The sequence below is a fragment of the Lentibacillus kimchii genome, from assembly GCF_055381965.1.
Genome location: NZ_AP043934.1, coordinates 320881 through 346987 on the forward strand (window position 1 = coordinate 320881; position 26107 = coordinate 346987).

29 protein-coding genes, 2 tRNA genes and 2 other annotated features are annotated in these 26107 nt (G+C 48.8%); of the genes, 11 read left to right on the forward strand and 20 right to left on the reverse strand.

Translation table 11 applies throughout. From position 1 onward, the window contains the following. The first annotated feature begins 6 nt into the window (after positions 1-6). The 5 genes from ACZ444_RS02060 (at position 7) to ACZ444_RS02080 (ending at position 4685) form a co-directional block, all read left to right on the forward strand. Entirely contained in the window at positions 7-390 is a 384-nt protein-coding gene (locus tag ACZ444_RS02060; protein WP_382358326.1) for a GntR family transcriptional regulator, read from the forward strand. After that, a complete protein-coding gene (locus ACZ444_RS02065) occupies positions 387-1076 on the forward strand; it encodes an ABC transporter ATP-binding protein (RefSeq protein WP_382358327.1) in 690 nt (229 codons plus the stop codon). Before ACZ444_RS02060 ends, ACZ444_RS02065 begins: the two co-directional genes overlap by 4 nt. Next, positions 1073-1903: a hypothetical protein gene (locus tag ACZ444_RS02070; RefSeq protein WP_382358328.1), complete on the forward strand. Its 831-nt coding sequence runs from the start codon at positions 1073-1075 to the stop codon at positions 1901-1903. The genes ACZ444_RS02065 and ACZ444_RS02070 overlap by 4 nt, the downstream gene beginning before the upstream one ends. 13 nt (positions 1904-1916) lie before the next feature. Then, positions 1917-3119, forward strand: coding sequence for a hypothetical protein (locus ACZ444_RS02075; RefSeq protein WP_382358329.1), 1203 nt, complete (start codon positions 1917-1919; stop codon positions 3117-3119). Positions 3120-3407: 288 nt separating this feature from the next. Beyond that, the gene (locus tag ACZ444_RS02080) at positions 3408-4685 is read left to right on the forward strand and encodes a glycosyltransferase family 2 protein (protein WP_382358330.1); all 1278 of its coding nucleotides are present in this window, start codon (positions 3408-3410) and stop codon (positions 4683-4685) included. 4 nt (positions 4686-4689) lie between these two features. Here the strand turns inward: ACZ444_RS02080 and ACZ444_RS02085 are convergent, their stop codons facing one another. The 3 genes from ACZ444_RS02085 to ACZ444_RS02095 all read right to left on the reverse strand — a co-directional run bounded on the left by ACZ444_RS02085 (position 4690) and on the right by ACZ444_RS02095 (position 7927). Continuing rightward, positions 4690-5799, reverse strand: a complete 1110-nt coding sequence (locus ACZ444_RS02085; RefSeq protein ID WP_382358331.1) for a DegT/DnrJ/EryC1/StrS family aminotransferase — start codon at positions 5797-5799, stop codon at positions 4690-4692. After that, positions 5777-7114, reverse strand: a complete 1338-nt coding sequence (locus ACZ444_RS02090; RefSeq protein ID WP_382358332.1) for a nucleotide sugar dehydrogenase — start codon at positions 7112-7114, stop codon at positions 5777-5779. Before ACZ444_RS02090 ends, ACZ444_RS02085 begins: the two co-directional genes overlap by 23 nt. A 129-nt stretch (positions 7115-7243) precedes the next feature. Continuing rightward, positions 7244-7927: an acyltransferase gene (locus ACZ444_RS02095; RefSeq protein WP_382358333.1), complete on the reverse strand. Its 684-nt coding sequence runs from the start codon at positions 7925-7927 to the stop codon at positions 7244-7246. Positions 7928-8124: 197 nt separating this feature from the next. Between ACZ444_RS02095 and ACZ444_RS02100 the strand changes: the two genes are divergently transcribed. Then, positions 8125-9072: a Gfo/Idh/MocA family protein gene (locus ACZ444_RS02100; RefSeq protein WP_382358334.1), complete on the forward strand. Its 948-nt coding sequence runs from the start codon at positions 8125-8127 to the stop codon at positions 9070-9072. 73 nt (positions 9073-9145) lie between these two features. Here ACZ444_RS02100 and ACZ444_RS02105 read toward each other — a convergent pair whose 3' ends face one another. The 4 genes from ACZ444_RS02105 to ACZ444_RS02120 form a co-directional block, all read right to left on the reverse strand. Beyond that, a complete protein-coding gene (locus tag ACZ444_RS02105) occupies positions 9146-9358 on the reverse strand; it encodes a hypothetical protein (RefSeq protein WP_382358335.1) in 213 nt (70 codons plus the stop codon). Positions 9359-9370: 12 nt separating this feature from the next. Beyond that, on the reverse strand, positions 9371-9787 hold the full coding sequence (locus ACZ444_RS02110) for a hypothetical protein (protein WP_382358336.1): 417 nt from the start codon (positions 9785-9787) through the stop codon (positions 9371-9373). A 134-nt stretch (positions 9788-9921) separates the two neighbouring features. After that, positions 9922-10365, reverse strand: a complete 444-nt coding sequence (locus ACZ444_RS02115) for a spore coat protein (RefSeq protein WP_382358337.1) — start codon at positions 10363-10365, stop codon at positions 9922-9924. Between the two features lie 25 nt (positions 10366-10390). Beyond that, the gene (locus ACZ444_RS02120) at positions 10391-10780 is read right to left on the reverse strand and encodes a spore coat protein (RefSeq protein ID WP_382358338.1); all 390 of its coding nucleotides are present in this window, start codon (positions 10778-10780) and stop codon (positions 10391-10393) included. A gap of 48 nt (positions 10781-10828) precedes the next feature. Here ACZ444_RS02120 and ACZ444_RS02125 point away from each other — a divergent pair, with 48 nt between their 5' ends. After that, positions 10829-11062 (forward strand): hypothetical protein, encoded by a 234-nt coding sequence (locus tag ACZ444_RS02125; RefSeq protein ID WP_464433562.1) that lies wholly within the window; start codon positions 10829-10831, stop codon positions 11060-11062. A 143-nt stretch (positions 11063-11205) separates the two neighbouring features. Here ACZ444_RS02125 and ACZ444_RS02130 read toward each other — a convergent pair whose 3' ends face one another. From ACZ444_RS02130 to trpE, 10 genes are all read right to left on the reverse strand, one after another. Then, entirely contained in the window at positions 11206-11424 is a 219-nt protein-coding gene (locus ACZ444_RS02130) for a spore coat protein (RefSeq protein WP_382358340.1), read from the reverse strand. Positions 11425-11581: 157 nt separating this feature from the next. Then, positions 11582-11917, reverse strand: coding sequence for a thioredoxin family protein (locus tag ACZ444_RS02135; protein ID WP_382358341.1), 336 nt, complete (start codon positions 11915-11917; stop codon positions 11582-11584). Between the two features lie 83 nt (positions 11918-12000). Continuing rightward, positions 12001-12090 (reverse strand) — tRNA-Ser (locus ACZ444_RS02140). 11 nt (positions 12091-12101) lie between these two features. After that, positions 12102-12174: transfer RNA gene (locus ACZ444_RS02145), tRNA-Thr, on the reverse strand. A gap of 215 nt (positions 12175-12389) precedes the next feature. Further along, positions 12390-13160 (reverse strand): tryptophan synthase subunit alpha, encoded by a 771-nt coding sequence (gene trpA / locus ACZ444_RS02150; RefSeq protein WP_382358342.1) that lies wholly within the window; start codon positions 13158-13160, stop codon positions 12390-12392. Then, a complete protein-coding gene (gene trpB / locus ACZ444_RS02155; RefSeq protein ID WP_382358343.1) occupies positions 13153-14358 on the reverse strand; it encodes a tryptophan synthase subunit beta in 1206 nt (401 codons plus the stop codon). The genes trpA and trpB overlap by 8 nt, the downstream gene beginning before the upstream one ends. A gap of 5 nt (positions 14359-14363) precedes the next feature. Then, complete coding sequence (locus ACZ444_RS02160) at positions 14364-14969, reverse strand: phosphoribosylanthranilate isomerase (RefSeq protein ID WP_382358344.1); 606 nt, start codon at positions 14967-14969, stop codon at positions 14364-14366. Continuing rightward, positions 14959-15759: an indole-3-glycerol phosphate synthase TrpC gene (trpC, locus tag ACZ444_RS02165; protein ID WP_382358345.1), complete on the reverse strand. Its 801-nt coding sequence runs from the start codon at positions 15757-15759 to the stop codon at positions 14959-14961. The genes ACZ444_RS02160 and trpC overlap by 11 nt, the downstream gene beginning before the upstream one ends. After that, the gene (gene trpD / locus ACZ444_RS02170) at positions 15760-16785 is read right to left on the reverse strand and encodes an anthranilate phosphoribosyltransferase (protein WP_382358346.1); all 1026 of its coding nucleotides are present in this window, start codon (positions 16783-16785) and stop codon (positions 15760-15762) included. It abuts the gene before it with no gap. Between the two features lie 44 nt (positions 16786-16829). Continuing rightward, positions 16830-18227 (reverse strand): anthranilate synthase component I, encoded by a 1398-nt coding sequence (gene trpE, locus ACZ444_RS02175; protein ID WP_382358347.1) that lies wholly within the window; start codon positions 18225-18227, stop codon positions 16830-16832. Positions 18228-18294: 67 nt separating this feature from the next. After that, positions 18295-18676, reverse strand: a binding site (T-box leader). Between the two features lie 88 nt (positions 18677-18764). Beyond that, positions 18765-19006: a binding site (T-box leader), on the reverse strand. Between the two features lie 139 nt (positions 19007-19145). Here trpE and ddlA point away from each other — a divergent pair. Continuing rightward, positions 19146-20252: a D-alanine--D-alanine ligase gene (ddlA, locus tag ACZ444_RS02180; RefSeq protein WP_382358349.1), complete on the forward strand. Its 1107-nt coding sequence runs from the start codon at positions 19146-19148 to the stop codon at positions 20250-20252. 123 nt (positions 20253-20375) lie between these two features. Here ddlA and ACZ444_RS02185 read toward each other — a convergent pair whose 3' ends face one another. Further along, the gene (locus ACZ444_RS02185) at positions 20376-20936 is read right to left on the reverse strand and encodes a nitroreductase family protein (RefSeq protein WP_382358350.1); all 561 of its coding nucleotides are present in this window, start codon (positions 20934-20936) and stop codon (positions 20376-20378) included. A 42-nt stretch (positions 20937-20978) separates the two neighbouring features. Here ACZ444_RS02185 and ACZ444_RS02190 point away from each other — a divergent pair, with 42 nt between their 5' ends. Both ACZ444_RS02190 and ACZ444_RS02195 read left to right on the forward strand, forming a co-directional pair. Then, positions 20979-22052, forward strand: coding sequence for a fructosamine kinase family protein (locus ACZ444_RS02190; protein ID WP_382358351.1), 1074 nt, complete (start codon positions 20979-20981; stop codon positions 22050-22052). Positions 22053-22158: 106 nt separating this feature from the next. Beyond that, complete coding sequence (locus ACZ444_RS02195) at positions 22159-22611, forward strand: DUF2269 domain-containing protein (protein ID WP_382358352.1); 453 nt, start codon at positions 22159-22161, stop codon at positions 22609-22611. An 85-nt stretch (positions 22612-22696) separates the two neighbouring features. Here ACZ444_RS02195 and ACZ444_RS02200 read toward each other — a convergent pair whose 3' ends face one another. Together ACZ444_RS02200 and pepT are read right to left on the reverse strand one after the other, a co-directional pair. Further along, positions 22697-23701: a D-alanyl-D-alanine carboxypeptidase family protein gene (locus tag ACZ444_RS02200; RefSeq protein WP_382358353.1), complete on the reverse strand. Its 1005-nt coding sequence runs from the start codon at positions 23699-23701 to the stop codon at positions 22697-22699. A gap of 157 nt (positions 23702-23858) precedes the next feature. Then, positions 23859-25088 (reverse strand): peptidase T, encoded by a 1230-nt coding sequence (gene pepT, locus ACZ444_RS02205; RefSeq protein WP_382358354.1) that lies wholly within the window; start codon positions 25086-25088, stop codon positions 23859-23861. A gap of 176 nt (positions 25089-25264) precedes the next feature. Between pepT and ACZ444_RS02210 the strand changes: the two genes are divergently transcribed. After that, on the forward strand, positions 25265-26107 hold the full coding sequence (locus ACZ444_RS02210) for a sulfurtransferase (protein WP_382358355.1): 843 nt from the start codon (positions 25265-25267) through the stop codon (positions 26105-26107).

Genomic DNA, 26107 nt, shown 5'->3' on the forward strand with positions numbered 1-26107 from the left:
GTGGTGATGGATGTGAATTTTAACAAACGGGATCCGGTTTATGTGCAGGTCATTCGGCATTTTAAGGAACAGATTGCGACCGGTGCATTTGAGCCAGGTCAGGAAATTACCTCACGGCGAGAGCTGGCTAACCAGCTAAAAATTAATCCGAATACCGTGCAGCGGGCTTATAAAGTAATGGAGGAGGCGGGGCTTATCTATACGGAGCAGAATGTGCCAAGTAAAATCACAAAAGATGAAACGATTCTTCAATCGGTTCGGGAGGAATTAATGAACGAAGCTGTTGATGAGTTCGTCCGGTCCATTCGTTCAATTGATGTTCCGATTGATGAGGTGCTGCAGCGTGTTAAAGAAACATATGACGCGAAAGACGAGGGGGGAACGCCATGATTGAGGTCAATGGGATCCGTAAAAAATTCGGACGCAAACGTGTGCTTCAGGATGTGTCATTTACCGCTGAAAAGGGTGAGGTTACCTGTATTATCGGTATTAATGGTGTCGGTAAAACGACAATCATGAATGCGATTATGAATCTGACACCGCTGAATGGCGGCCAGATTCTGATTGATGGGGAAAAACTCAGCAAGAAGAGTTATGAAAAAATAACCTTCATTCCTGATGCGATTATTATGCAGCCAACGATGACGATAGCTGAAGCGATGCAGTTTATGGCTGATTTTTATGACAGCTGGAATCAGGAACGCGCTGATGAATTGCTGGATTTCTTTAAGTTACAAGCAGGCGATAAAATTAATAACTTATCAAAAGGCAACCGGGCGAAGGTGAACTTGCTGCTCGGACTGGCACTTGATGTGGACTATCTGCTGATGGATGAACCATTTTCCGGTATTGATATTTTCAGCCGGGAACAGATTGCTGACGTGTTTACGAGCCATTTGGTAGAGGACCGCGGTGTGATTATTACCACACACGAGATTAACGATATTGAACATTTAATCGATCAGGCGGTTCTTCTGGACAACGGGGAAGTGCTGACGCAATTCAGCTGTGAAAAAGTCCGGGAAGACGAGGGCAAATCAGTTGTTGATGTGATGCGGGAGGTGTATCAGCCATGAAGCGTTTTGTGAAACTCTTAAACTTTGAATTAAGCCGGTTCATGAAGATTTATCTTGTGCTGGCGGCTTTCACAGCTATTGTGCAGATAACAGGTGTCATTGTTAAGGCTAAGCAATACTTGGGCAAAGCTAACGAAGCCATGACCACGGAAGGTCTTTCGCAGGCGCAGTTTCTTGATCGGAATCCGCCAATGTCGTTTTTGAATGTCACCCAGACACTCTGGTTTGTGGGACCCATTGCGATATGTGCGGCGGCCTTGATCTTTTATATATTTATGATCTGGTACCGTGACTGGTTTGGTAAAAACACATTTATCTACCGTCTGCTGATGCTGCCAACGACGCGCATGAATATCTATCTTTCCAAGGCCTCATCAATTGTCTTAATGACACTGGGCCTCATATCTTTTGAGCTGATACTCCTGCCGCTGGAAATGGGTATTCTGAAATGGATGCTGCCAGTTGACTTTTGGGAGTATATGTCAGTCAACCAGATCCTTAATTGGAACGTCCTAACAATACTTATTCCACACACCTTTACAGAATTTATTCTATATTATGGTGCCGGGTTTATGGCGGTATCGGTTCTGTTCACGGCTGTTTTATTCGAACGCAGTTTCCGGTGGAAAGGGATAGCGGCTGGCATTATTTATGCGCTGCTCTCACTTGCTGTCATGCTGTCACCGTTTTTGGTCAAGGTATTTGCAGATCATTACTACTTGTATCCCTTGGAAACAATCTGGCTGGAGATTGGACTGGGACTGGTTGTCACAGCCGGGTCCTTATGGACGGGTTACTATTTACTGACGAAAAAAATAACGGTGTAAAAGGAGTGATCACATGAAACGCTATTGGCGTTTGATAACTATTGTAACAGTAGTCGTCTTAACAATCGGAACCTTTTATATCCAGTCATCTTTGGCGGCGAGTGATTTGCCGGGCGTAACGATTGAAACCGTGAGTGGTGATGCGGATGAAATGGATCCTGTTACGATCGGTGGCAACTATAACGCAGATGGTCAGTTAGTGAACGTTCATGTTGATAAAACAGGTGCCACGTACAGCAACGAGCAATCACTATTTCAGCGTCTGCGTGGTAGTGTTCAGGAAAGAGTTCAAGAACTGCGGGAAGAGCACCGCGGGTTTATGCGCGGTAAACAAGGCAATGCAGTTTCTTATCTGGAAGCAGACAACAAGCTTGCTTATGCTAGTGTGACCAATCAAATCGTTTCTCAAGGAGATAAGGCAGCATTTGATATCGCTGTGCTTGATAAAGAAAGCGGGGAGACAACATCGTTCACGGTCCCTGTGCCGGACAGAGCCACCTATAATTATCTATACATTGATGATGTGCAAATGAGCGATGATGAATTAGTCCTTATCACACGAAATATAACAAAGGACGGGAAGAAGGAAGAGCGTCTCTATCATGCCGATATGGGGGAACAAACCATCAGTGATGGTGAAACGATTTTATCCCAGGATCATACAAACACGAATAAGAGAGACGTCAATTTTAACATCCTGACATCTGGTGACGGAACAGCACCCCGCAAGGATATTCTGTTCCGAAAAAGGAAGCAAATAACTGTGTCGGAGGGTGATCAGGACAAACAGCAAGCGCAGGAATTTGAAACAAAAACAGCTGGGTATGTGGCCTATAATCTGAAAACCGGCGAGACGCAAGAACTGGATACGCCCGAAGCATTAGCGGATCAAGCGGCTATCAGTCGTGATGACACAACGCTTTATTTCAAAAACGGGGAGAAAGTGACAGTTTATAATTTTGAAAAGGGCGAGATAACGCAAAAAATTGCTCTTCCTGAGTCATCCAGTTCATCCAGTGCAAAAGATCGGAGATCAGGGTCTGTCATGCGGATCAAGGATAACAAAGGCTATATCCTGACGCGAAATGAAGACATGCCGCAGCGACTGCTGGTGCTTGATTTAGCATCCGGTGACACGCTGTATGAAGGCCGGATCAGCTTTGATGATATTGACGATAATGCGACAGTGTATCTGTCTAATTTAACGATTGACTGAGGCCATGAAGCTGAGATATAACGAAGCAGCATAGACTTAAGTAAAAAGCCGGCAGTCAGCCGGCTTTTAAAAGCGTAATCGTTAGGGTGTGGAACTCTCAACAAGGCCTTGTATCGATTACGATATAGTATGTATGCTATTGGCTAATAGAAGCGGCGTTTCTATTAAGAGAGATGCGTATTTTCTAGTGTTGCTGGCTGGTAATATATTCGCCTGAAGGCATAATGCTTTAGCAACGTTCATATAGATGGTTCTGGTATAACATCCCGGTTAATTGGAGGGATCAGCTTGCGTGATATAACAGCCATTCTCATCGATTATTCAGATCAGGCAGCCCTGTCCAGAGCACTCAATTCGCTGCGTCCGATTCGCTCCCGGATCAGCTCAGTTATGGTATTGTACCGGCATGAACGTCCGTCTGACGGTTTGACTGATGCTGTTGATAGTGACCATTTGCAGCTGATATCGGCTCAGGGTGAGGATATGGGAAAATGGCTGCAGGAGACGATAAACACGCTTGCGACACCTTTTGTGTTATGGCTGAGCGGCAGGGATTATCTGCCGGCAGCCACAACACCTGATACGTTTCAGTTAGATGATAACCAGACTGTCTTAGGGACCTTCAAACAGCGCCGGAACACAACGATCCAAACCCCTGTCTTTGTCCGCACGTCGCGTGTCAGCGAAAAACCGCTAAACTTGAGTTCGGAGCTGCCGTTTCAAGAGGCTCTGCTCCCGTCCTGGCTTATAAGGGTGCCTGATTCAGAAAAGATTTTTAAGGAAGGTCTCGTTAAAGAAGCTGGGATAAGCCATGAACGAGATACAGTCGAGACGTATCAATTTATGCAAAAATATCAGCTGGAACCTGCGCATATCGAGCGCCCCAGCCTTACCGTGATTATGCCGGCTTACAATATGGCGGCTTATGTCCAGACTGCTGTTGCTTCAACGTTGCTGCAGCATGATCAGCCGGATCAGCTGCTGATCATGGATGACGGGTCAACGGATGCGACGCATGAGCGCCTGCAGCGTTACAGTCAGGACCGGCGGGTGCAGCTTTTTCAGCAGGAGAATAGCGGGAAGGCACGAGCGTTAAATCGTTTATTGGCGCATGTGACATCGGATTTTATACTGGAACTCGATGCCGACGACTGGCTTGATCCTGACGCCATTTCGGTGATTAAAACGCATTTGGCAAGGCTTCCCGCTGATAGAGCAGTCTTATATGGCAATTTGCGACTATGGAAGCAGCTGTCAGGCACTGTTCAATTTAAACAGCTTGCCAGGGGTATGCCTGTCAGCGGAAGGAACGATCTTTTAGCGTATCGCTTTCCGCTCGGGCCGCGTGTTTACCGGACATCTTTGTTAAAACGGAAAGGCGGTTTTCCGGTCAGTGATTTTGCTGATGGCAGGCTGTACGAGGATGTCAGCACCTTAAATCGCTTAATTAAGCATCACCGGTTTCAGTATGAGGATTTCACTGTCTACAATGTTCGTAAGCATTCCGAAAGCATTACGAAGCAGAACGATGCCCATTGGCGGGACTTCTTAAAGTCACTTGACTAGCAAACTAGTGTTGATTTTCCATGAATGTGTTGACCGCTTGAATAACGTTGTCTTGCTGCTGCCGCGATAATGTCGGGAAGATAGGCAGTGCCAGCACGTGATCGGCGGCTTTTTCGGCAATCGGAAAATCACCTTTTTGATAACCGAGACTGCTGAACGCTGGCTGCAGATGCAATGGAACAGGATAATAAATCGCTGTCGCAATATTTTTGTGTGTTAAAGCCGCTGCCAGTTCATCGCGGTGGTTCAGCTCAATATTATATTGATGAAACGTGTGCGCCCGGTCCTTCACTGTTTCTGGCTTTGTAAGCAGCGGGGACAGGTTGTCAGTGTAGCGTCTGGCAATGGCTTGCCGTTGTTGGAGGAAAGTGTCCAAATAGGGCAGCTTAGCCAGCAGGACAGCTGCCTGGACTTCATCAAGCCGGCTGTTGGTGCCGCTGGTTGTATGATAGTATTTCTCAGAGCTGCCATGATTGCGCAGCTGCCTGACTCGATCAGACAGTTGCGGATCATCGGTCGTGACGAGTCCAGCATCGCCAAATGCGCCGAGATTTTTGGAGGGAAAGAAGGAAAAGCAGCCAAGATCACCAATCGACCCCACCTGTTTGCCGTGGTATTCTGTACCGATGGCCTGGCAGGCGTCTTCAATCACCCGTAAACCATACGCATCAGCCAGTTCCATAATAGCTTCCATAGGAGCGGCTTTCCCGTATAAATGGACGATGATGATGGCCCTGGCCTTGTGTGATACAGCTTTTTCAATACGGTCAGGATCGAGGTTGTACGTGTCCGCGTCAATATCTGCAAATACGGGTGTGGCTCCGGTCTGGGCAATCGCTCCGGCGCTGGCAAAAAAGGTGAATGGCGTTGTGATCACTTCATCACCTGGCCCTATATCCAGTGCCTGCAGTGACAGCTTTAAGGCGTCTGTGCCGCTTGCGGTCCCGATACCATAGGCTGTTCCGATACGGCTGGACAACCGCTTTTCCAATTCGTCACCCTTCTCGCCCAATACATAGCTGCCACTCGCCAGAACCTCGTTAACTACTTCTGTGACGGGCTCTTTAAGAAGAGTCCATTCGGCTTTTAGATCAGCCATAGGGATGTGTGTCAAAACCATCACCTCCTGTGTTTCCGATGCCTGCATAGGTAATGCCGTGCCGCGTGATGTCTTGTTTGTTCAGTTGATTCCGGCCGTCCAGAACAATTTGGCAGTTGGGGAACTGACTGAAATCAAGTTCGCTGTATTGTTTGTGAAATGCCTGCAGTATCACGCCATCGATATCGGCACATGCTTGACTGTTTAATGTGAGTGGCGTGGCTTCGCAGTTCAGGATGTCCTCGTCAGAGAATAGGGGATCGTGAACAAAAGGGTGTGCGCCTTTATTTTTGAGCTCTTCGATGAGCAGAAGGGCTGTTGATTTGGCGGGCTCCTTCACGTCGCCCCGGTAGGAGAGACCCAGAATCAGAATAGTTTTATCGTCCAATGCTCCGATCTGTTTTTCGATTTTGTTAATAGCGTAGTTTGCCATGCCGTCATTAACCTGCCGTGATAGAGGGACGAGGCCGGTGTTCAGGCCCTGATTGATGAAAAAGTAAGGATAGACCGGAATACAGTGGCCGCCGACGCCAATACCAGGCGAATGGATATGGGCATAAGGCTGACTGTTGCTGGCCTGAAGGACTTCCGGCATATGGACATCAAGCCTGTCAGCAAACATGGCGAGTTCGTTGGCAAGCGCAATATTCACATCGCGATAAACACATTCGGCGATTTTGGCGAATTCAGCTGTTTCCAGTGAGCGCACGTCGATTAAAGGGCACCCAAGGGCTTTTTGATAAAAGGCCGCAGCACGTTTGCGGCTTCGGTCATTGATGCCGCCGATGACTTTGGGGTAATGCTCTAAATCATGGATTATCTGATTGGCATAAACCCGCTCGGGACTGTAAGCGAGATCGACGTCTTTTCCCGGCTGCCAACCGGATGTCTCCTCAATCATTTTCCCGAAGCGGTTTTCGGTATCGCCGGGCGGAAGGGTTGTTTCAAATATGACCAGTGAGTCCTTCTGAAGGCCCTGTGCGATAGTCTTAACGGCTTGATCAATGCTGCGATAGTCAATCTTGTTTTGGTCATCGGTTAATACAGGAACGATAACAACGATAATATCAGCCTGGGCGACAGCTTCAGCCGTATTAGTGGTTGCCGCTAATGTATTAGCGTGACGGGCTGCTGTGATAAGATTAGCCAGTCCCGGTTCATTGTCGATGTGTGACGTTCCTTGATTAACCGCAGCTACAGCGGTGGGATCAATGTCCGCACCGATGACGTGATAGCCATTACGTGCAAACAGCGCTGCCAGAGGAAGGCCAATTTTGCCGAGACCAATAACGGCGACAGTGGATGCAGCGGGGTTGTGCGAGTCGTCCATACGATAACCTCATTTCTTTATAAACGTTACGTTATGTTATGCTGCGAAAGTGGCGTTTGCGTGTGCTTGTGTTTGAACGCGTCATTGATTGATTGCCCCGCACAGATAATACCTGCCGCCTGATCAGAATCATGGTGTCTTAAGCTGTTTCGCAGGCACGCCGGCAACGGTGACAGCGTCGGCAACATCTTTGGTGACGACAGAACCAGCACCAACGATACTGCTGGATCCGATGGTTATATTTGGCAGAAGGGACGCATTATGACCAACTTTCGCGCCTGTTTTAATATAAGGGCCAGTTAGAGTTGATGGTTCAGTCCCCATATATTTATCGTTCGCCATCGAGACATCAGGGCCGATGAACACATTGTTTTCCAAGGTTGTGTCGCCCGTAATATAGGCTTGTGTCTGAATGGTACAGGCTTTGCCGATGCTGGTATTTAATTCGATGATTGCCGCTCTTCCGATGACGGAGGTATCATCAATCAGGACATTTTCCCGGATGCTTGCGTGATCACCGATGAAGCCATTTTTCCCGATACGGGTTCCGGCGTAGATAGAAGCCAGATGTCCGATTGTTGTGCCTGCCTGAATGATTAACGGGTCAGCCTGGCTGGCTGTGTTCCGCATACGCTGATTGCCCCCTGGCTTGATGCCGAGGACACAGTTATGACCGATTGTCACATCGTCGCCTATATATGTCCCCTTTAGAATTGTGGTGTTGTGACCGATCGTCACACGCTCCCCCAGAACAACACCGTCTTCCAAAATGACATGCGTTCCGACCTGCGTGGTACTCGGAATAGATGCCAATCGAATCCCTCCTTTATTAAACACGTGTTAAATCATATGCTGTTTTTTCCTGAACGGTGTGGTTTTTTAACGGGACGAGTAAAATTCATAGGGCAGAGGCCAATTTTGCCGTGTTCTCAGTATGACAGTCTATTGTCTTAGAGAAGCTCGCGCATAGACTATCGAAGAACTTCTATTAGTCAAGTGAGGCGATTTGTATGAAAGTAGGTGTCATTGGAACAGGGCATATGGGACAAAATCATGTCCAGACGTATCTGGCCATGAACGATGTTTGCCAGCTGGTCGGAATCTATGATGATGATAAACAGACAAAACGTGACGTGGCAGAGTACTATCGGGTCCAGTCATTTCAGTCCGTTGATGATCTGCTCGGATCTGTTGATGCTGTCAGTATCGCGGTGCCAACAGAGCGCCATTATGCCATCGGGCTGGCCTGTGTCCGGCGAAACGTGCATATGCTGATGGAAAAGCCGCTCACAAATACTGTGGCAGAGGCTGACGATTTAATTGCAAAGGCTCATGCGAAGGGCGTTAAACTGCAAACAGGCCATATCGAACTTTATAATCCATTCATCCAGGTGTTGCTGGAATTGCTGGAATCTGAATCCATCATTGGCATGAGCTGTCACAGAGTCAGTCCGGAAGAAAGCCGGCTGCAGAATGTTAATGTTGTGACGGACTTAATGATTCACGACATCTATATATTTAATGAATGGTTTTCAGACAGCACGCTTGATTTCGCAGCTGTCGGACAGGTTTCAGGGGATACGCCAAAGCATGCAGCCGTTGTTCTCAGAACGTCACAAGGGGAGACGGCTCAATTGACATCAAGTTTTATGGCCGGCAGGAAGGTGCGATCGATTCGTATTCTGACTAAGAATGGCATGATTGAGGCAGATATACTGCATAAGGAAATTAACGTCACGCGGACGTTCACCGAGAAAACAGGTCAGGACCCGATTCCGGTTTCCCAGACGATTCAAGTCGGCGATGCGGCTCAGCCGTTATATCTCCAATTAAGGGACTTCTTGAGTTGTCTTAAATCTGATTCTGAGCCTTCTGTTACTGGTGAGGACGGCAGACGAGCGCTGGCAATGGCCAATCAGATTACAGATGCCATTGTTTCGCGCAGCACTTATCACTAGCATTATTTGCAGATGAAAAGCCCCCGGCCTGTTGTGGGCCGGGGGCTTTGGTGTATGGGAGGTGTTTCCGGAGTTATGCTGCAGCGACAGGGAAGCGGACAAAGTTAATCGCATCTAATGACAAGTACACTGTTGTATTGTCATAGCCTGTGTCGATCTTAACGACCAGAACCAAATCGTCTGTTACGCCTGAGAGAACACCTTCAATTAAATTGTTACCCGTTGCAATTTCTACTCTTGATCCAACGCGTGTGGCAAGTTCAGCTGCCAACGTAGCCTGAAACATGTGAATCCCTCCTTATAATTGACTGACTTGTTCTATCTTATCGATCGGAACAAGATTTAACGATCCATCGCTTTCTACCAGCACAGCGTAGTTATCCTTTACTGCTATCAGTGTTCCGGTTACCGGCCCGAATGGTGTGGTGATTTCTACTTGATCGTTTTGGAGGTTAAGCAATACATCCCGCATTGTCTGGGGGCTCGAAGGCTGGGATGGCTGTGTGGGTGGATTGGTATTGCCCGGTTTGCCAAAATCCAGATTCAATCCGGTATTCATATCAAAGCCTGGTACATTAACGGAAACATTTTTATTCATATCAGCGTTTGGGGCTGTTGTCTGCTCTTGTCCTGTATTTTGATCCGGTATTAAACTCTGGTTTAACTGATTCACCAATTGCAGCAGATTTCGCTGACGATCTGTCAAATTGGCCATGATCCATCATTCCTTTCGTTAAAAGTTAAGATTTCCCGTAAAAGGTTTATTAAGACATGCCGGGGAGACTCCGGGTGACTGGTGCTTTTAAGTGGATGGGGTGCTTGAGTAGCCTCCCCGGCATGGGGGGGTTGTTACAGAATATCGAGGCTGGCGACAACGGCGAGCAGTACTTGGAGCATGATTTGGACGTTTACGGCAATATCTGTATCCTCGGTTGTGATTTCTACATCTTTTGATTGTTCGACGATGGTCTTTTGCCGGTTTGCCTGTTTTGTTTTGGCAACCTGTTTAAAGCTGTTTTTGATATCCCTGGCTTGTGTTGAATCAGCGATAGCAATTTGAATGACAGCGGTGATGGCGGCCTCGATACCTAGTTGGAGGGAAACCGCCGTTTGCCGGTCGGTCGTTGTCACATCAATGTTTTCGGAGTCTTTAATGATGATCCATTCATCTGATGTTTGCTGGGCAGCTGCCGATTGAACAGCATTTTGGTCTATAGTCGCATTGCTGTTCTGCTTGGCAGGCTGATCACAGTGGTCCAAAGCACGCCAGTTTGTTTCTGTCATATGGCTCATATTTTCCAGCTCCTTTCTTGAAGATTTATAAAATGTCAACCATCGCAACAAGGGCTACAAGCAGCTGCAGCATGACTTGAATGTTGATGGCCAGATCCGTATCCCGTGTGGTGACGACAGCGTCTTTTGTGTTATAGATATAAATTTTTTGTTTATTGACTTGCTCGGCATCAAAGTTCTGGAAGAGTTCCTGTGATATGGCTTCACTTTGCCCGGAGTCGGCAATGGCAATGTTTAGAACAACGGCGATTGCCAGCTGTAAACTTGCCTGGAGTGAAACGCCGATTTGTGTGTCTGTTGAATCGACACGGATGTTGCAAGATTCCTTTACCCAAATCATCTCGGCTGATTCCTGATCCATAAAGTCGTATTGACTGGCACTCTGTGAAACAGTGGCTGGTTCAGCTTTTGGCATCTCATATGGGTGGTCATGATTGTAGTCGTACTCAGGTTTATTGTGTTGGTGTCTGCAGTCTTTGCAAGTGCTGTAGCCAGGTTCGCAATCATGGGTGCCGCATTGCTGACAGTGGTGCTGGTGGTTATGCTCATGTTTGCCGCAGTTGCTGCACCCGTACTGATTGCTGGTGGATCCGCAATGCCCGCAGCTGATCTGATGCCCGCGCTTGCGTTTATCCTTGAGGTAGAAGTACTTGCTTTTGTCACCGTAGGGATTCATCGTATGGTGTTCGTGATTTGACCTCATTTTTTAACACTCCTTTCATTTCTTAATAATAAGCTATGGTTTTTCCTATTAGTTGGATTGTATATCTAACTAGATTAGCCGCTTTTGGACAAAAATAAAGAAAACACCTATTAGGAAGGTGTTTTCTTTAATAGACATTAGTCATCTGATTCGTTCGTCTTCTTTTCCCCTTGATTAAATTGTTCGACTTGTTCCTTCAGGTCATCAACCATACTCTTAAGCATTTGTTTCTGGTCAGAGGGAATATTCTTTTTGACTTCTTCGGGCTCGACGTTATTTTTGCGGAATATATCGTCAATCATGACCCTGACAACTTGCTCAGGAATCATGTTCTGCTGAGATGAGTCTTCAGCCATAGTCATCACCTGCTTTCTATAAGCTTTGGTTCATCTTATGGCTTTAAGGCGGGGGCTGACTGTATTGTTGTCTATGATTTGTCTGTTAATGTGTCAGCTGCTGATAGACTATCATCCTAGGGCAGGCAGGGGGCGGCTGGCAGATGGCTTATCCTGTTTACGTGAGATAAGCTGTATAAAGTTTATTTAATTTCTCCGCAAACAAATCCATCTGAACAATGCGGGCCTCACGCATATATTCTTTTCCTCCTGCAAACACGAGAATGACGGGGACGGTAAAAATGGAAAAGCGGCCGGCAATCGCCTCCAAATGATCAGCGTTGACATGCCCCATGTGGACGGCCGGATAATCTTCCAGAAGCTCTTGAACCTGAGGAAATAAGCCGTGGCAGACACTGCAGCCGGTCCGGGAGATAAATAAAAGGGTTAGTGAATGGCTGGTGAGAAAGTCATCAACTTGCTCAAGCGTCGTTAAGTCGGTGTAGTCGTTCATGATTCTGTCTCCTTTGGTGTTTTGCTGTTATATAATAAACTGCCGCCCGTTAAGGCGACAGTTTTTAGCTAATCTCTATAAAGCGGAGGAGGTGGGATTCGAACCCACGCGGCGCGTCAACGCCCTAATGCATTTCGAGTGCATCCCCTTCAGCCGGGCTTGGGTACTCCCCCAAATAAAAGAGTGCTGGTGAGAGGACTTGAACCTCCAACCCCTTCATTACGAGTGAAGTGCACTACCAATTGTGCTACACCAGCATGTTGTTTTGTTTAATTCCATAGAAAATAATAATACAAATTGTCGTTTTGTGCAATGGATTTGTCTCGATTTTTTTGCAGTTTAAATGAGCGGGTCATTGCTTAAGACTTAAGTTTAAACCTTATTATACACGTCCTGATGGTGATTATTCCAAGGCCGGCAGGAAGGGTGAACAGACTGTCACTCACCAATTATTGGCAAGTGACAGGACAGACTAAATACTTTCTTCTATCAAATGTTTAATCGTATCGGTTTCACCTTTATGGAAAGCATCCACGATTTTGCTTCCGATAATCACACCATCACAGCTGGAGCTGAGGTCACGCGCCTGCTCTGGAGCTGAAATGCCGAAACCGGCTAAAACGGGTGCATCCGTCATTGTTTTTAATGTTTGCAGATAGGTTTTGACCTGGCTGTCATGCTTTGACCGGGCACCTGTTGTTCCGGTGACTGAAACGGCATAAAGGAAGCCCTCTGTCCGCTGGGCGATAGCCGTGAGCCGTTCATCCGGGCTGGTCATGGCGGCCAGACGGATGTGGCTGATGTCTCGCTGGTTTAAGCTATCAGTCACAATCTGTTCTTCCTCCAGCGGCAAATCAGGTATAATCACGCCGCTGACGCCAGCACTGGCACAATCCTTGGCAAAACGCTCGATCCCATACGTATAGATAGGGTTGAAATAAGTCATGAAAACGACCGGGATGGTTAACGTCTGGAACGTCTGCAATGTTTCCAGAACGCCTTCCAGTGTTGTGCCACCTGCTAATGCCCGCTGGCCGGCATCCTGGATGACCGGCCCGTCAGCTACCGGGTCAGAAAAGGGGATGCCAAGTTCCACGGCTGCCGCTCCACAAGCTTCCAGAAAGGCGAGGCGTTCTTCCAGGATATCCAGACCGCCATCACCGGCCATAATATAAGGAATGAGCAGGTTTTTTCCTTCCGCGCGTTTAGCTTCTAACGTCTGATTTAAAAAGAGATTAGTCATTTGCAGTCCCTCCCAGCATGTCTTTGACTGATGCAACATCTTTATCACCGCGCCCGGACAGGCAGATAACCAGCGACTCGGTTTCGCTCATCTGGTTGGCCTGTTTCATTGCAAAAGCAACCGCATGAGCACTTTCGAGAGCCGGAATAATACCTTCTGTCTGTGACAGGTCTTTAAATGCGTCGAGTGCTTCCTGATCGGTGACTGAGGTGTACGTGACCCGGCCGGTGTCTTTCAGATAGCTGTGCTCAGGGCCGACACCTGGGTAGTCAAGACCTGCTGAAATCGAATAGGCTTCCTCAATCTGACCGTCCTCATCCTGCAGCAAATGAGTCATCGTACCGTGCAGCACGCCGATATTGCCAGCTGTCAGGGTAGCGGCATGCTGCTGGGTTTCGATGCCGCTGCCGCCTGCTTCGACTCCATATATGGCAACGCCCTCATCCTCGATGAACGGGTGAAACATGCCCATTGAATTACTGCCGCCGCCGACGCAAGCAATGACAGCGTCCGGCAATTGTCCCTCAGCGTGCAGGTGCTGCTCTCTTGTCTCTTTTCCAATAACGGACTGAAAATCGCGCACCATTTGCGGAAAAGGATGCGGGCCGACGACAGAGCCGATAATATAGTGCGTGTCAGATACATGGCTGACCCAGTAGCGCAGGGCTTCATTAACCGCATCTTTCAGCGTGCCATTGCCCTGGGAGACGCTTTCGACTTTCGCACCGAGCAGCTCCATCCGGAAAACGTTTAATTTTTGGCGTTCGATATCGGTTTCACCCATGAAAATGACACAGTCTAATCCAAGCAGGGCACAGACCGTTGCTGTTGCGACGCCATGCTGGCCGGCACCGGTCTCGGCAACGACTTTCGTTTTCCCCATCCGGCGTGTTAACAGAGCCTGGCCGATGGTATTGTTAATTTTATGAGCACCGGTATGGTTTAAATCTTCGCGTTTTAAATAGATTTTAGGCCCGCCCAGTCTTTCTGACAAATGCTGGGCATAATAGAGCGGCGTTTCACGGCCGACATAGTTCTGCAGATAATCATTAAGTTCGTCATTGAAAGCCGGGTCGTTTATGGCTTCTTGATAAGCGTCATCCAGTTCGAGTAAAGCCGGCATCAGCAATTCCGGGACAAACCGCCCGCCGAACTGGCCATACTTTCCTGCGTTATCAGGGTTTGCATACGTGCTCATGGTTCTCATCCTTTCTGTTTGGCGTTTTGAATGAATTGGTTTATTTTTGCCAGATCTTTCGTGCCATCTGTTTCCACCCCACTGGACACGTCGACCGCGGCCGGTCCTGCCGCGGTAATGGCTGCATGCACGTTTTCGGGTGTCAGTCCGCCGGCCAGTATGGTTTTGTGCGGGTCGAGGCTGCTGTCTGCGAGCTGTTTCCAGTCAAAGGTTGTGCCATTGCCGCCCCGGCCGGGTCCTGTTGGACTGTCAATCAAGTTATACGTGCACGGATAACGTTTAATCGTTTCCGGGTGCTGCTCACGCAATCGGAAGGCCTTGATCACAGGATAGGGGAGTGACGCAGCGAATGATGGCGGTTCGTCCCCGTGCAGCTGAATCATGTCCAGGCCGGCCTGTTCGGCTGTTGTCATAATGGTATCGCGGGAGGCGTTCACAAACACACCGACTTTTGCTAGTGACGGCGGCAAGTCCGCCGTGATGCGGGCTGCCTGCTCTGGCGTCAGCTGGCGTTTGCTCGGTGCAAAGACAAACCCGAGAAAATCCGCTCCGGCTCTGAGTGCTTCCTGTGCAGCTGCAGAAGTCGTGATACCACAAATTTTAACGTGCATGAAAATGGCCTCCTTCAGGGAGCGGGACGCGCAAGTCAGTGACCATGCCCCGCACATCATCAGAGCGCATCAGGGTTTCGCCCATGAGAACAGCGCGGGCACCGGCGTGTGCTGCCTGCTGGGCGTCTCGGCGTGAGGCCAGGCCGCTCTCACTGATGATTAAGGTGTCCGGATTTGTCACCAGCGAAGCCAGCTGCCCGGTCGTAGCCAGATCGACCGTGAATGTGTTTAAGTCCCGATTATTGATGCCGATCACATCAGCCCCCAGTTCAATCGCGGTCATCATTTCCTGTTCATTATGCACTTCGCAAAGCACATCCAGTTTCTGCTCTTTGGCATAGGCGAACAGATTCTGCAATTTGAACGGGGACATGGCGGCCACGATTAACAGAATGATCGAGGCGCCTGCCGCTTTGGCATGATCAATTTGCACTTGATCGATGAAAAAGTCTTTAGCAAGGAGCGGGACATTAACCGTCTGCCGAATCGTGCGAAGGTCATCCATAGATCCTTTGAAAAATGGCTCATCCGTTAAAACGGAAATGGCTCCGGCACCACACGCTTCATATAAAGCCGCTTTGCGGGCTGGATCAACGTCAGGGTCGATCGAGCCTTTGGAAGGTGAGGCCCGTTTAATTTCGGCGATGACCGTCATGTGTTCTGCGCTTGAAATTGTTTGGACAAAGGATGGTGTTGCGCGCGTCTTCCCAGTGCTTTCGGGAAGCGGCTGCTCTTTTAAAGACGTCACTTCTTTTTCTTTTTGCTGAAGAATTTCCGTTAAAATACCCACTTACATCACCTCGCTTGCAGCATGCCGGCTGTAGTCAACAAGCCGGTTCAGTGTTTTGAGGGCAGCGCCGCTGTGAATGCTTTCATTTGCCATTTCGATCCCCTTGCTGATTGACGGGGCGGCCCCGTTCGCGTACAGGGCCAGCCCGGCATTCAGAAGGACGGTATCGAGATGCGGGCCTGGGGTGCCATTTAAGACATCACGCAGGATTCGGGCATTGTCTGACGTATCACCGCCCTGGATTTGCTCATTGGCATAAACCGGCAGATTAACATCGGACGGATGAAGGGTGAATGACCGCACGCTGCCATTTTCTAAAAGTGACAGATGATTCTCACCCGCGAGTGATGCTTCATCCATATAACCGGCACCGTTAACGATCAGTGCGCGCCTGCGTCCCAGCTGTTTGAGTGTTTCCGCTAAGAGCGGCAGCATGTCACGGCGGTAAGCCCCCATGAGCTGCGTGTCGAGGGCTACTGGATTGGTCAGCGGTCCGATGATGTTGAAGATGGTTGGTATGGCCAAGTCTTTCCTGACAGTCGCGAATCGCTTGATACCAGGGAGAACATGCGGTGCAAATAAAAACGCAATATTGTTGTCGTTCAGCATATCGATCACGTGCTGTTTGGAAAATGATAAGGAAACACCCAGATGCTCCAGGACGTCTGCACTGCCTGTTTGACTTGTCACACTGCGGTTGCCGTGTTTGGCGACTTTCACACCAGTCCCGGCTATGACGAAAGCGGCTGTTGTACTGATATTAAAACTGTGTGAGCCATCCCCCCCTGTACCGCAGTTATCCATGACGTGAGCGACGGCATTCGTTGACTGGCTTGACTGGGCGCGAACCGCCTTGACGAGTCCGGCAATTTCCGCCGGTGTTTCGCCTTTAGCGCGTAATGCAGTCAGAAAAGACGCGCGTTCACTTTCGCTGACGTGGTCATCAAAAGCGGCTGCGGTGGCCGCTTGCATTTCCTCTAATGATAAATCCTCTCTGGCAAGCAATTTTTCCAGATACTGTTTCATGCTTAAAACTCCTCTCTTGAAAGTGATGATGCTGATAGCCTCAGTCATGTCTGGCCCGATGTTACATGGTGCGCGGAAACGTCCATTAGAGCCTTTGCTTTGTTTAGTGTTTCAGCATACTCGGATGCTGGATCAGAATCGGCGACAATGCCAGCGCCGGTTTGCAAGATGGCCTGATCACCCTGGATGATCAGAGACCGGATAGCAAGGGCCATATTCAAGTCATGATTGAAACTGATATAGCCAACCCCGCCGCCGTAAAAACCGCGCCGGTTGTCTTCAAGCTGATCGATGATGGCCATGGCACGTGATTTTGGCATGCCGGAAACCGTCCCGGCCGGTAAACACGCCTGGAGTGCATCAAGACTCGTATAGCCGGCAGCGAGCTTCCCGTGTACTTCAGAGACCATGTGCATGACATGCTGGTAGTATTCCACTGTCATATAGCGGGAGAAGCGCACACTGTTCTGTTCACAGATACGGCCCAGGTCATACTGGCTCAGATCAGCCAGCATTTTATGCTCAGCGATCTCTTTTTGATCTGTTGTGAGATCCTGCAAGAGAACCTCATCTTCTGCTGCTGTCCCGCCGCGCGGACGTGTGCCGGCTATTGGATTCGCGGTGACGTCTGAACCGTGTATGTCAACCAGACTCTCCGGTGAGGCTCCTAAAACCGTGTAATCCGAAAAATTGATATAGAACATATAAGGTGACGGGTTCGCCTTGCGCAGTTTTCGATAGTAGGCAAATGGATCACTTGTAATGGGTGCTTTCATCCGCTGGGATAGCACAATTTGAAAAACATCGCCCTGGCTTATATGATTTTTGGCCTGCTGGACAAGGTCCATAAATTGCGCCTGATCCATCTCAGGCTGAAATGTCATGGCTTCATCAGCTGGCAAATCAGCGGTCGGAAATGGTCTTAGTGCTTTTTTTAGTTTCTCAAGTCGTTCATCCAGGATATCTTCAGATGCTTGATCCATAGTCACTGTGACAAGAAAAACCGATTCAGCGTGATGGTCATACACAATAATCGACTGATACAGCATTAAGTGGGCATCCGGCATAGCACTATCGGCCTGCAAGTCACCCCCGATTGTTTCCTGACTGCGGATGGCGTCATGACCGATGTAGCCCACGGCACCACCGAAGAAAGGGAATGGCAGCGTTATATCCTGCTGCGGGCATACGGCCTGAAAAACGTGCAGAACTGGTTCACTCCGGCTGATGGCTGTTCCTCGCCGGTGGTCATAAATGGTTGTTACATCGCCATTTCCGGTCAATTCCATATAGGGATCGGCGCCAATAAACGAATAACGCCCCTTTTCGTCATGATGACGGGAACTTTCGAGCAGAAACTTATTCCTTCCGTCAAGGTTCTCGTAGATACTAATAGGCGTCAGATTGTCAGCATTTAATTCGGTATATTTGCAGTTCGCCATATGAACGATGCTCCTCTCTTTATCTGGATCCAATAAAAAAGTCCTCTGCATCACACATGTGTGTGGTGCAGAGGACGATTGTGATCGCGGTGCCACCTCTTATTGGAGATACGTATCTCCATCTCTTTTCGGCTGCGGAAGGCGGGCAAATGTCTTTTTGTTAACTATAAAGTCCGAACAAGTGACATAAAGAGCTGGAGCAATAAGTCCGCTCCGGAAATAGACGCCGCTAAATCCTGAATGTCGTTCGTCTTTAGAGCTGGCAACTTAAGTTTTGTCCCAGCCTCGACAGCCTATCCGTGTAACGGCGGAACTCCGTGTTTCCGTACTGTGATTTCAGGAAACCTCTTGTAAGGCCATTCAGCTATGATTCACGTGCCGGTATCACACCATCACCGGCTCTCTGTAACGCTTCACGAAAGCCTACTCTTCTTACGCAGCGATTTGGCTGGATTATATTAAATGTTTGTGGTGAGTTATGCCTGCTCAGCAGCTGGCGGCTGCGTGACTCAATAAAAAAACGGGTTCCTCATCCTATAAAAGGACGAGGAACCCGCGGTGCCACCTTTGTCAGCTGTAAACAGCCTGCTCTGGCCGTATCAAACATGTCTGTTTCATACGCATCCCAGTAACGATGGGACTGTCGCCAAAGCCTACTGCCTGTACGGTTCGGTTTGGAGCTCTGAAGGCCATTCATCTGCCGCTCACGTCGGTTCACACCAGCCACCGACTCTCTTGAGTGGAACAAACAGATTACTCTTCTTCGTCATCGCTTTGTTCGTTGTATTGATTGCTTTCAATCATAAGGTGATTTTCGTTTTCTGTCAACTGATTTTTTAAAAAATAAATAATTGCTGTTTTGAACAAGCCTTTGTATGCTATTTTAAATATAGACATTTGCAAAAGGAGTTCTGAGTTATGCCCAAGCGAAAAGTAGGCATTATTTTTGGCGGTCAGTCAGCCGAACATGAAGTGTCATTGCAATCAGCTAAAAATATCGTCGATGCGATTGATCACGATAAATACGATGTTATGCTAATCGGAATTGATAAACAGGGGAAGTGGCATATCAATGATCAAGCGTCCTATCTGATTAATGCTGAGGATCCTGAACGGATTCAGCTGCATAAATCAAATAAGTCTGTGGGCGTCGTTCCGGGTGCGACCGATCATCAATTGGTGAGGGCAGCGGATGCGGAAAAACTTGAGCAGCTGGATGCCGTGTTTCCAATCGTTCATGGCACCATGGGTGAAGATGGCAGTCTGCAGGGGCTGATGCGGATGGCCAATCTGCCATTTGTCGGGACCAGTGTGCTGGGTTCAGCCATCTGCATGGATAAAGATATTGCTAAGCGTCTGCTGCAGGCGTCTGGCATCAATGTGGCGAAAGGTCTGGCTTACACATTTGCCGAACGGTCGATGATCGATTTTACGTATGCCAGGGAACAACTGGGCGTGCCGATGTTTATTAAGCCCGCCAATCAGGGGTCGTCTGTCGGCGTCAGCAAAGTGTCGACACAAGCTGCGTTTGATCAGGCGATTAACGAAGCGTTTCAATACGATCAAAAGCTAGTAATTGAAGAAACGCTGAAAGGGCGCGAGATTGAATGTGCTGTTTTAGGCAATGACGATCCCAAAGCGTCGGTTCCGGGCGAGGTGCTGCCGCAGACTGAATTTTATTCCTATGAGTCCAAGTATATTGACGAAGAGGGTGCGATCCTCGAAATGCCAGCTGCGTTGTCAGCTGATGAGGTGAGCCGTCTGCAGACAACGGCTGTCGCGGTTTTTAAAGCTTTGGAGTGTGCCGGACTGGCACGTGTCGATTTCTTTTTGACCACGGACGGGGCTGTTTATGTCAATGAAGTTAATACGCTTCCAGGTTTCACTCGAATCAGTATGTATCCGAAACTATGGGAAATCAGCGGTATTTCCTATCCTGAATTAATTGACCAGCTGATTGAACTGGCGATAGAGCGACACGCGCAATACAGCCAGCTGAAAAGTGCTGTATTTGAGGACGACTAGCGTTAATAGACTGACATAAATGTGTTTTGTTTCATCAGCCGCTCCGGAAATAGACATTTTCTCCGCGGGCGGCTGGTGAGCCTTTTCCTGCGCTCATATTTGTCCCGGTGTCTTGCATGTTTATTAGCCTTGAAAACGTGTGAATTTGTCAGCAGCGGCTATGCGTTCTTTTTTAGCCGGCTTGTTATCAAAATAGCCCAGATGCAGAAAGCCGACAATCTTCTCCTGATCACCGACCCCGAGAATGTCTTTAACCTGAGGATCGTATATATGGGCGTTCGTTTTCCAGACGACACCGAGCTTCTGCTCCCAGGCCAGCAGCCAAAAGTTTTGAATCATGCAGGCGGTGGCCCCGAAATTCTCCTCCCACTGCTTCTGGCTGGCAGGCACGTCCATCACAACAATGAGGAAGGCAGACGGTTCCAAGAGATACTCGTAACGATTTTGCTGCCGGTGTTCCGGATAAGTAGACGCGACTTCGCGTGCGAAACGGTCTTTCGCGTCAGAGCCGATAAAAATAAAGCGCCATGGCTGGCGGACACCATGTGTGGGTGCCCATACGGCATCTTCCAATAAATTTAAGACAGCTGCTTCGGTGACAGGTTTAGCATTGTAATGTTTTTTCACGGCACGCCGGTCACGGATCACTTTTTGCAATGCCGTTGATTGGTGGGTTGTTTCCATGGATAGCCTCCTACTTCTCATCTCGGCATATATCTTTGCTAATTGCTGTCAATTGTAGCTGATGGCGCGGCAAAACGCAAAAAGCGAAAGGATGCCTCTCGCATTTTGCCGGAAATGGCCGGATGCAACACATGCCGTCTGCTTATGACAGGCGGGGTGATTCTGCTATACTGGCGGCAAGGCTTATACGTTAAGACGAGCGGTTGTGCTTTCCGTGATTTAAATTATCGTGTTAAAGGAGCATCCCTGACCATGACGCAGCGCATTCAGCAAGCATTGGAACAGGCGGGTGAGCATGCCCGGCTGGAGACGGTTCAGCGTGTGGGTGGCGGCTCAATCAATGACAGTTACTATGCCAGAACGGCAAATCAGGCATACTTTATAAAATATCAGCCGAATGCTCCTGAGAATTTCTTTGATCTGGAAACACAGGGGCTGGAGCTGATCAGGGAGACGCAATCTATTGCTGTCCCACATGTGTATGCCCTGACTGAAGACACGCAGGGTGCCTATCTCATCATGGCGTGGGTGGACGGAAAACCTGCAGCCAGCACTGAGTGGCAATTGGGTGACCGGATTGCGGCGCTGCACCAGTCGACCGGTCAATGGCATGGATTTTCCGCTGATACCTTTGTTGGAACGCTTCCGCAGCCGAATGGCTTATTTGCCAGCTGGCTTGCCTATTACCGCGACCAGCGGCTTATGAGACAATTACAGCTGGGAATTGAGCAGGGCACCATGACAGGCAAACGGCGTGAGCGCATGGAAAAACTGCTCGAAAATCTGCATAAGTGGGTGCCGGACGATGTGGCGCCCGCTTATCTGCACGGAGATCTGTGGGGCGGTAACTGGCTCGCCGGTCCCGATGGCGAGCCGTATGTGATTGATCCGTCGTTTTTGTATGGTGATCGGCATTTTGAACTGGCTTTTACGGAAGTATTCGGCGGTTTTGGCCGTGATTTTTATCAGGCTTATCAGGAACGCTTCCCGCTGTCAGCTGATTATGACGCTATTAAACCAGTGTACCAGCTGTATTATTTGCTCGTTCATTTGAATATGTTTGGGGAAGTGTACGGGCGGTCTGTTGACAGGATTTTGCAGCGCTATATCGGTTGATGAGTGCCATGGCGCCAAGGAAATGTCCGAATGTGTCCTGCCTGAGAAGGCCTTTCCCTAAGTCAAGTCGTGTATGATAGACATGATGAGAGTGGTGTGATGGCGCATGAGCTTTTATGACGTGCTTGTTTTTATCCATGTGTTTTCAGCAATTTTAGGCATGGGGCCGGGTTTTATCCTGACCTATATTTTGACAAAGGCCCGGAACATGTCTGAACTGAGGCATGCTTACCTGATCCGGAGCCATCTGCATGGCTTTGTCATGGTCGGCGGGATCCTGCTTCTCGTGACCGGTCTGTGGATGGGAGCACTGAACCCTGCGTTGTACAGCCAGGGCTGGTATGTATTAAGTCTCGCCTTATTTCTAATCGCGCTTGCTATGGGGCCGCTGGTTTTAGCTCCAAGGTCCAGGCCGATCAAACGTCTGCTGCGGGAGCATCAGGGCGAGACAATTCCTGATGACTATTATCGCATGGCTAAAAAGCTTTTTTTCTGGGAGCATTTGGAGAACATTATTTTTCTGCTTGTCATTGCACTTATGATTCTGAAGCCTTTTTAAAGAAAAAGAGGCTCAACCGCCCGGAAACAGACATCTTCTCCGCGGGCGGTTATTGAGCCTCCTCATGCCGGTCTGTTGGCGTACTTTAATCTGCTTTTCCGAGATATTCTTCCAGTGTCAGTTCTTGTTCCATGATCGCTGTTGCTGCCTCTTCTCCGACATACCGCAAATGCCAGGGTTCATACTGGTATCCTGTAATGGCTTGTTTGCCTTTAGGATAGCGGATGATAAATCCATAATCGGCAGCGTTTTTTTTCAGCCACTTGCCTTCTGCGGTGTCACCAAAGTCTTCCACTAATTTAAAATTAACCTCAGAACTGGTAACATCCATTGTCAGCCCGGTCTGATGCTCGCTTTCGCCGGGTTTGGCACTGAATTGATTCGCAGCTTCTTCACCACTTTCACGGACATTGGAGGCGAAAATAGCATCCTGCCGGTCAAATGAGCGATAGCCGGACTGGGCAAACAGCTCAAGATCTTCTTCATTGGCTGCCTGAAACATGTCTTCCAGTGCTGTGGCGGCTGCTTGGCGCATTTGTTTCTTAGGCAGTGATTCGTCAAATGGGAACTGGACATCCGGCTCAACCAGATTCAATGGTTTAAAGCCATCCGGCAGAACGTGATCTTTGTTAACGAGTGCCAGGATTTCGTGCGGATTGCTGATGGCTGTGTCTTCGTCGCTGGGTTTATCAAGCTTTCGGCCTGGTTTAATCGCTTTGACATTATCCTTGTATGCCTGCATGGCTTCCTGGGTTCGGTCATTATACACGCCTGTGACATCCAGGTTGTCCTGCTGCATTTGATAGTCTGTCACGGCCCAGATCGTTAGCGCATCATAGGTTCCGCTTAATGCAATGTCATAGCCGATCCTCTGCAGTTTTTCCTGCAGGGCTTTCACTGACTTGCCTTCATCGTTTTTCTGCAGGTGCTTATCGGGCAGTTCCAGTGGCTGATCAGCTGCGCTTGTTTGTTCAGCCTGGGTTGTTTGCTTATTGTCGTCAGCTGTATCGTCACCGCCAGCACTGCAGCCTGTTGCAAGCAGCAGTGTCCCCAGTGCTGCTGAGGCGATTGTGAGGCGTTTGTTGCGCATGGTCTTCTCTCCCTGCTTTCTCCGTTTTATTTATCCATTGTAGCATAGCGGGCTATGACGTTGTTGGCATCCGCCGTCTGATTGACTTGGCCCGACCGGATGCATCTGCTGCCTGCACCTGCAGATATCTGTTCGAACTAAGGCTGTTTGCGCTCGTTTAACGTGCGGCGAACAGCCGGGAAATCTCTGTGATGACATTGGTTGCCTGCTCCATCGTTTCGACGGAGATGTATTCGAATTTCCCATGAAAATTCTCCCCGCCGGCAAAGATATTCGGTGTCGGCAGCCCTTTGTAGGAAAGCTGTGCCCCGTCTGTTCCGCCGCGTACAGGTCTGATAAGCGGGGTGACGTTCAGATTTTCCATAGCCTGGGATGCGATATCAACAATATCCTGCACAGGTACGATTTTTTCACGCATGTTGTAGTATTGATCATGCATGTCGATGTCAGCGGAACCATGGCCATATTTAGCATTGATTTCCTGGGTGAAATCGTTGAATGTTTCTTTTCGTGAGGCAAAATTGTCTTTATCAAAATCCCGGATAATATAGGAAACCGAAGCTTCTTCTACATCACCGCTTACGGACAGCAAATGGTAAAAGCCTTCATATTTCTCCGTGTATTCGGGTGCTTCGTATTCCGGAACTTTATTGATAAATTCGGCAGCCATTTTTCCGGCGTTCACGAGTTTATTTTTGCCTGTGCCGGGATGGACGCTGTTGCCGTGGAAGGTGATTGTGGCCGCTGCGGCGTTGAAGCTTTCATACTGCAGTTCGCCTAAAGGACCGCCATCCATCGTATAGGCATATGCAGCCGCAAACGTGTCCACATCAAATTTATGCGGGCCGCGTCCGATTTCCTCATCAGGTGTGAATGCCACGCGCACTTTGCCATGTTCGATTTCCGGATGGTCAATCAGATGCTGCATCGCTGTCATAATCTCGGTGACGCCGGCTTTGTCATCGGCTCCGAGCAATGTCGTGCCATCAGTCGTAATCAGCGTATCACCTTTGTAGGCTGGCAGTTCGGGGAAATCGTCAGTGGTGAGGACAATACCCTTTTCCTGATTGAGTGTCAGATCACCGCCATTATAATTGTCGACGATCTGCGGGTTGACGTCTTTGCCGGTGAAATCAGTCGCTGTATCCACATGCGCCAAAAAGCCGATGACCGGCACGTCTTTGTTCGTATTGGATGGGAGCGTCGCCATAACGTAACCGTTATCATCAATGGTGACGTCTGCCATGCCAATTTCCTTTAATTCATCCACCAGCATATGGGCCAGGTTCAGCTGTCCGGATGTGGATGGTGTGGTCGTGCTGGCCTCATCGGACTGTGTTTCGACTTTGGCGTAGCGGGTGAAGCGTTCGATTAATGTATCTTTCATGATATGTCAGCTCCTTTTTCAGTCTAACCTTTAGATTAGTCCTTCCAGTTTATCACGACTATACCAGAAAAATGAAGCGCAGGAAGGGCTGTTCATAAGCCTATCCATCAGGTAGAATGGAAGTAAGTATCTTCATGAGCGATCGTTACGAAAAAAACGCATCGGGAGGGGTTAACATGTCTGTTGTTGTAAGTACGGCGTGGCTGGCAGAACGCATGCAGCATTATCCGGATCAGACGGTTGTTGTGGATACACGTTTCCAGCTGCAGGATGAAGATGCTGGCCGGAAAGCCTACCTGGAAGGTCACATTCCGCAGGCTGTTTATTTGGATCTGAATAAAGATTTATCTGCAAAAGCAGCTAAGCATGGCGGCAGTCATCCACTGCCGGACATGGAAGCGTTCGCAGCAAAAATCGGTCATATCGGGATCGATCATGATACAACGGTTGTGGTGTATGGCCAGGGGAATGACATGTTCGCGGCAAGGCTCTGGTGGCTTCTGGATTATGCCGGGCATGGAGATGTGCATTTACTTAATGGCGGATTTGATGAATGGCTGAAGGAAGGCCGTCCTGTCACAACCGCCATACCAGCATTAAATGCTAAAACGTTCGAGCCTGTTATCCGGGAGAACGCTGCTGTGGGTATTGAGGACGTACAGCTGAAACTGGCGCATCAGTCAGCTGCATTAATTGACTCGCGTGCCAGGGAACGTTATCTTGGTCAGACTGAACCGATGTACCGCCGAGCGGGCCATATTCCTGGCGCGAAAAACTTCGTCTGGACTGACGTTTTGGATGACGAGGGCTATTGGAAAAACACTGATGAATTGGCGGAACACTTCGCTTCATTAAATCAGGACGAGGAGATCATTGTTTCCTGCGGCTCCGGCGTGTCGGCCTGTCCTAATGTGCTGGCCTTGCGCTCAGCCGGGTTTACCAATGTTAAATTATATCCAGGCAGTTTCAGTGACTGGATCTCCTATGATGCAAATGAAGTCGAGACAAAGGACGAGTGA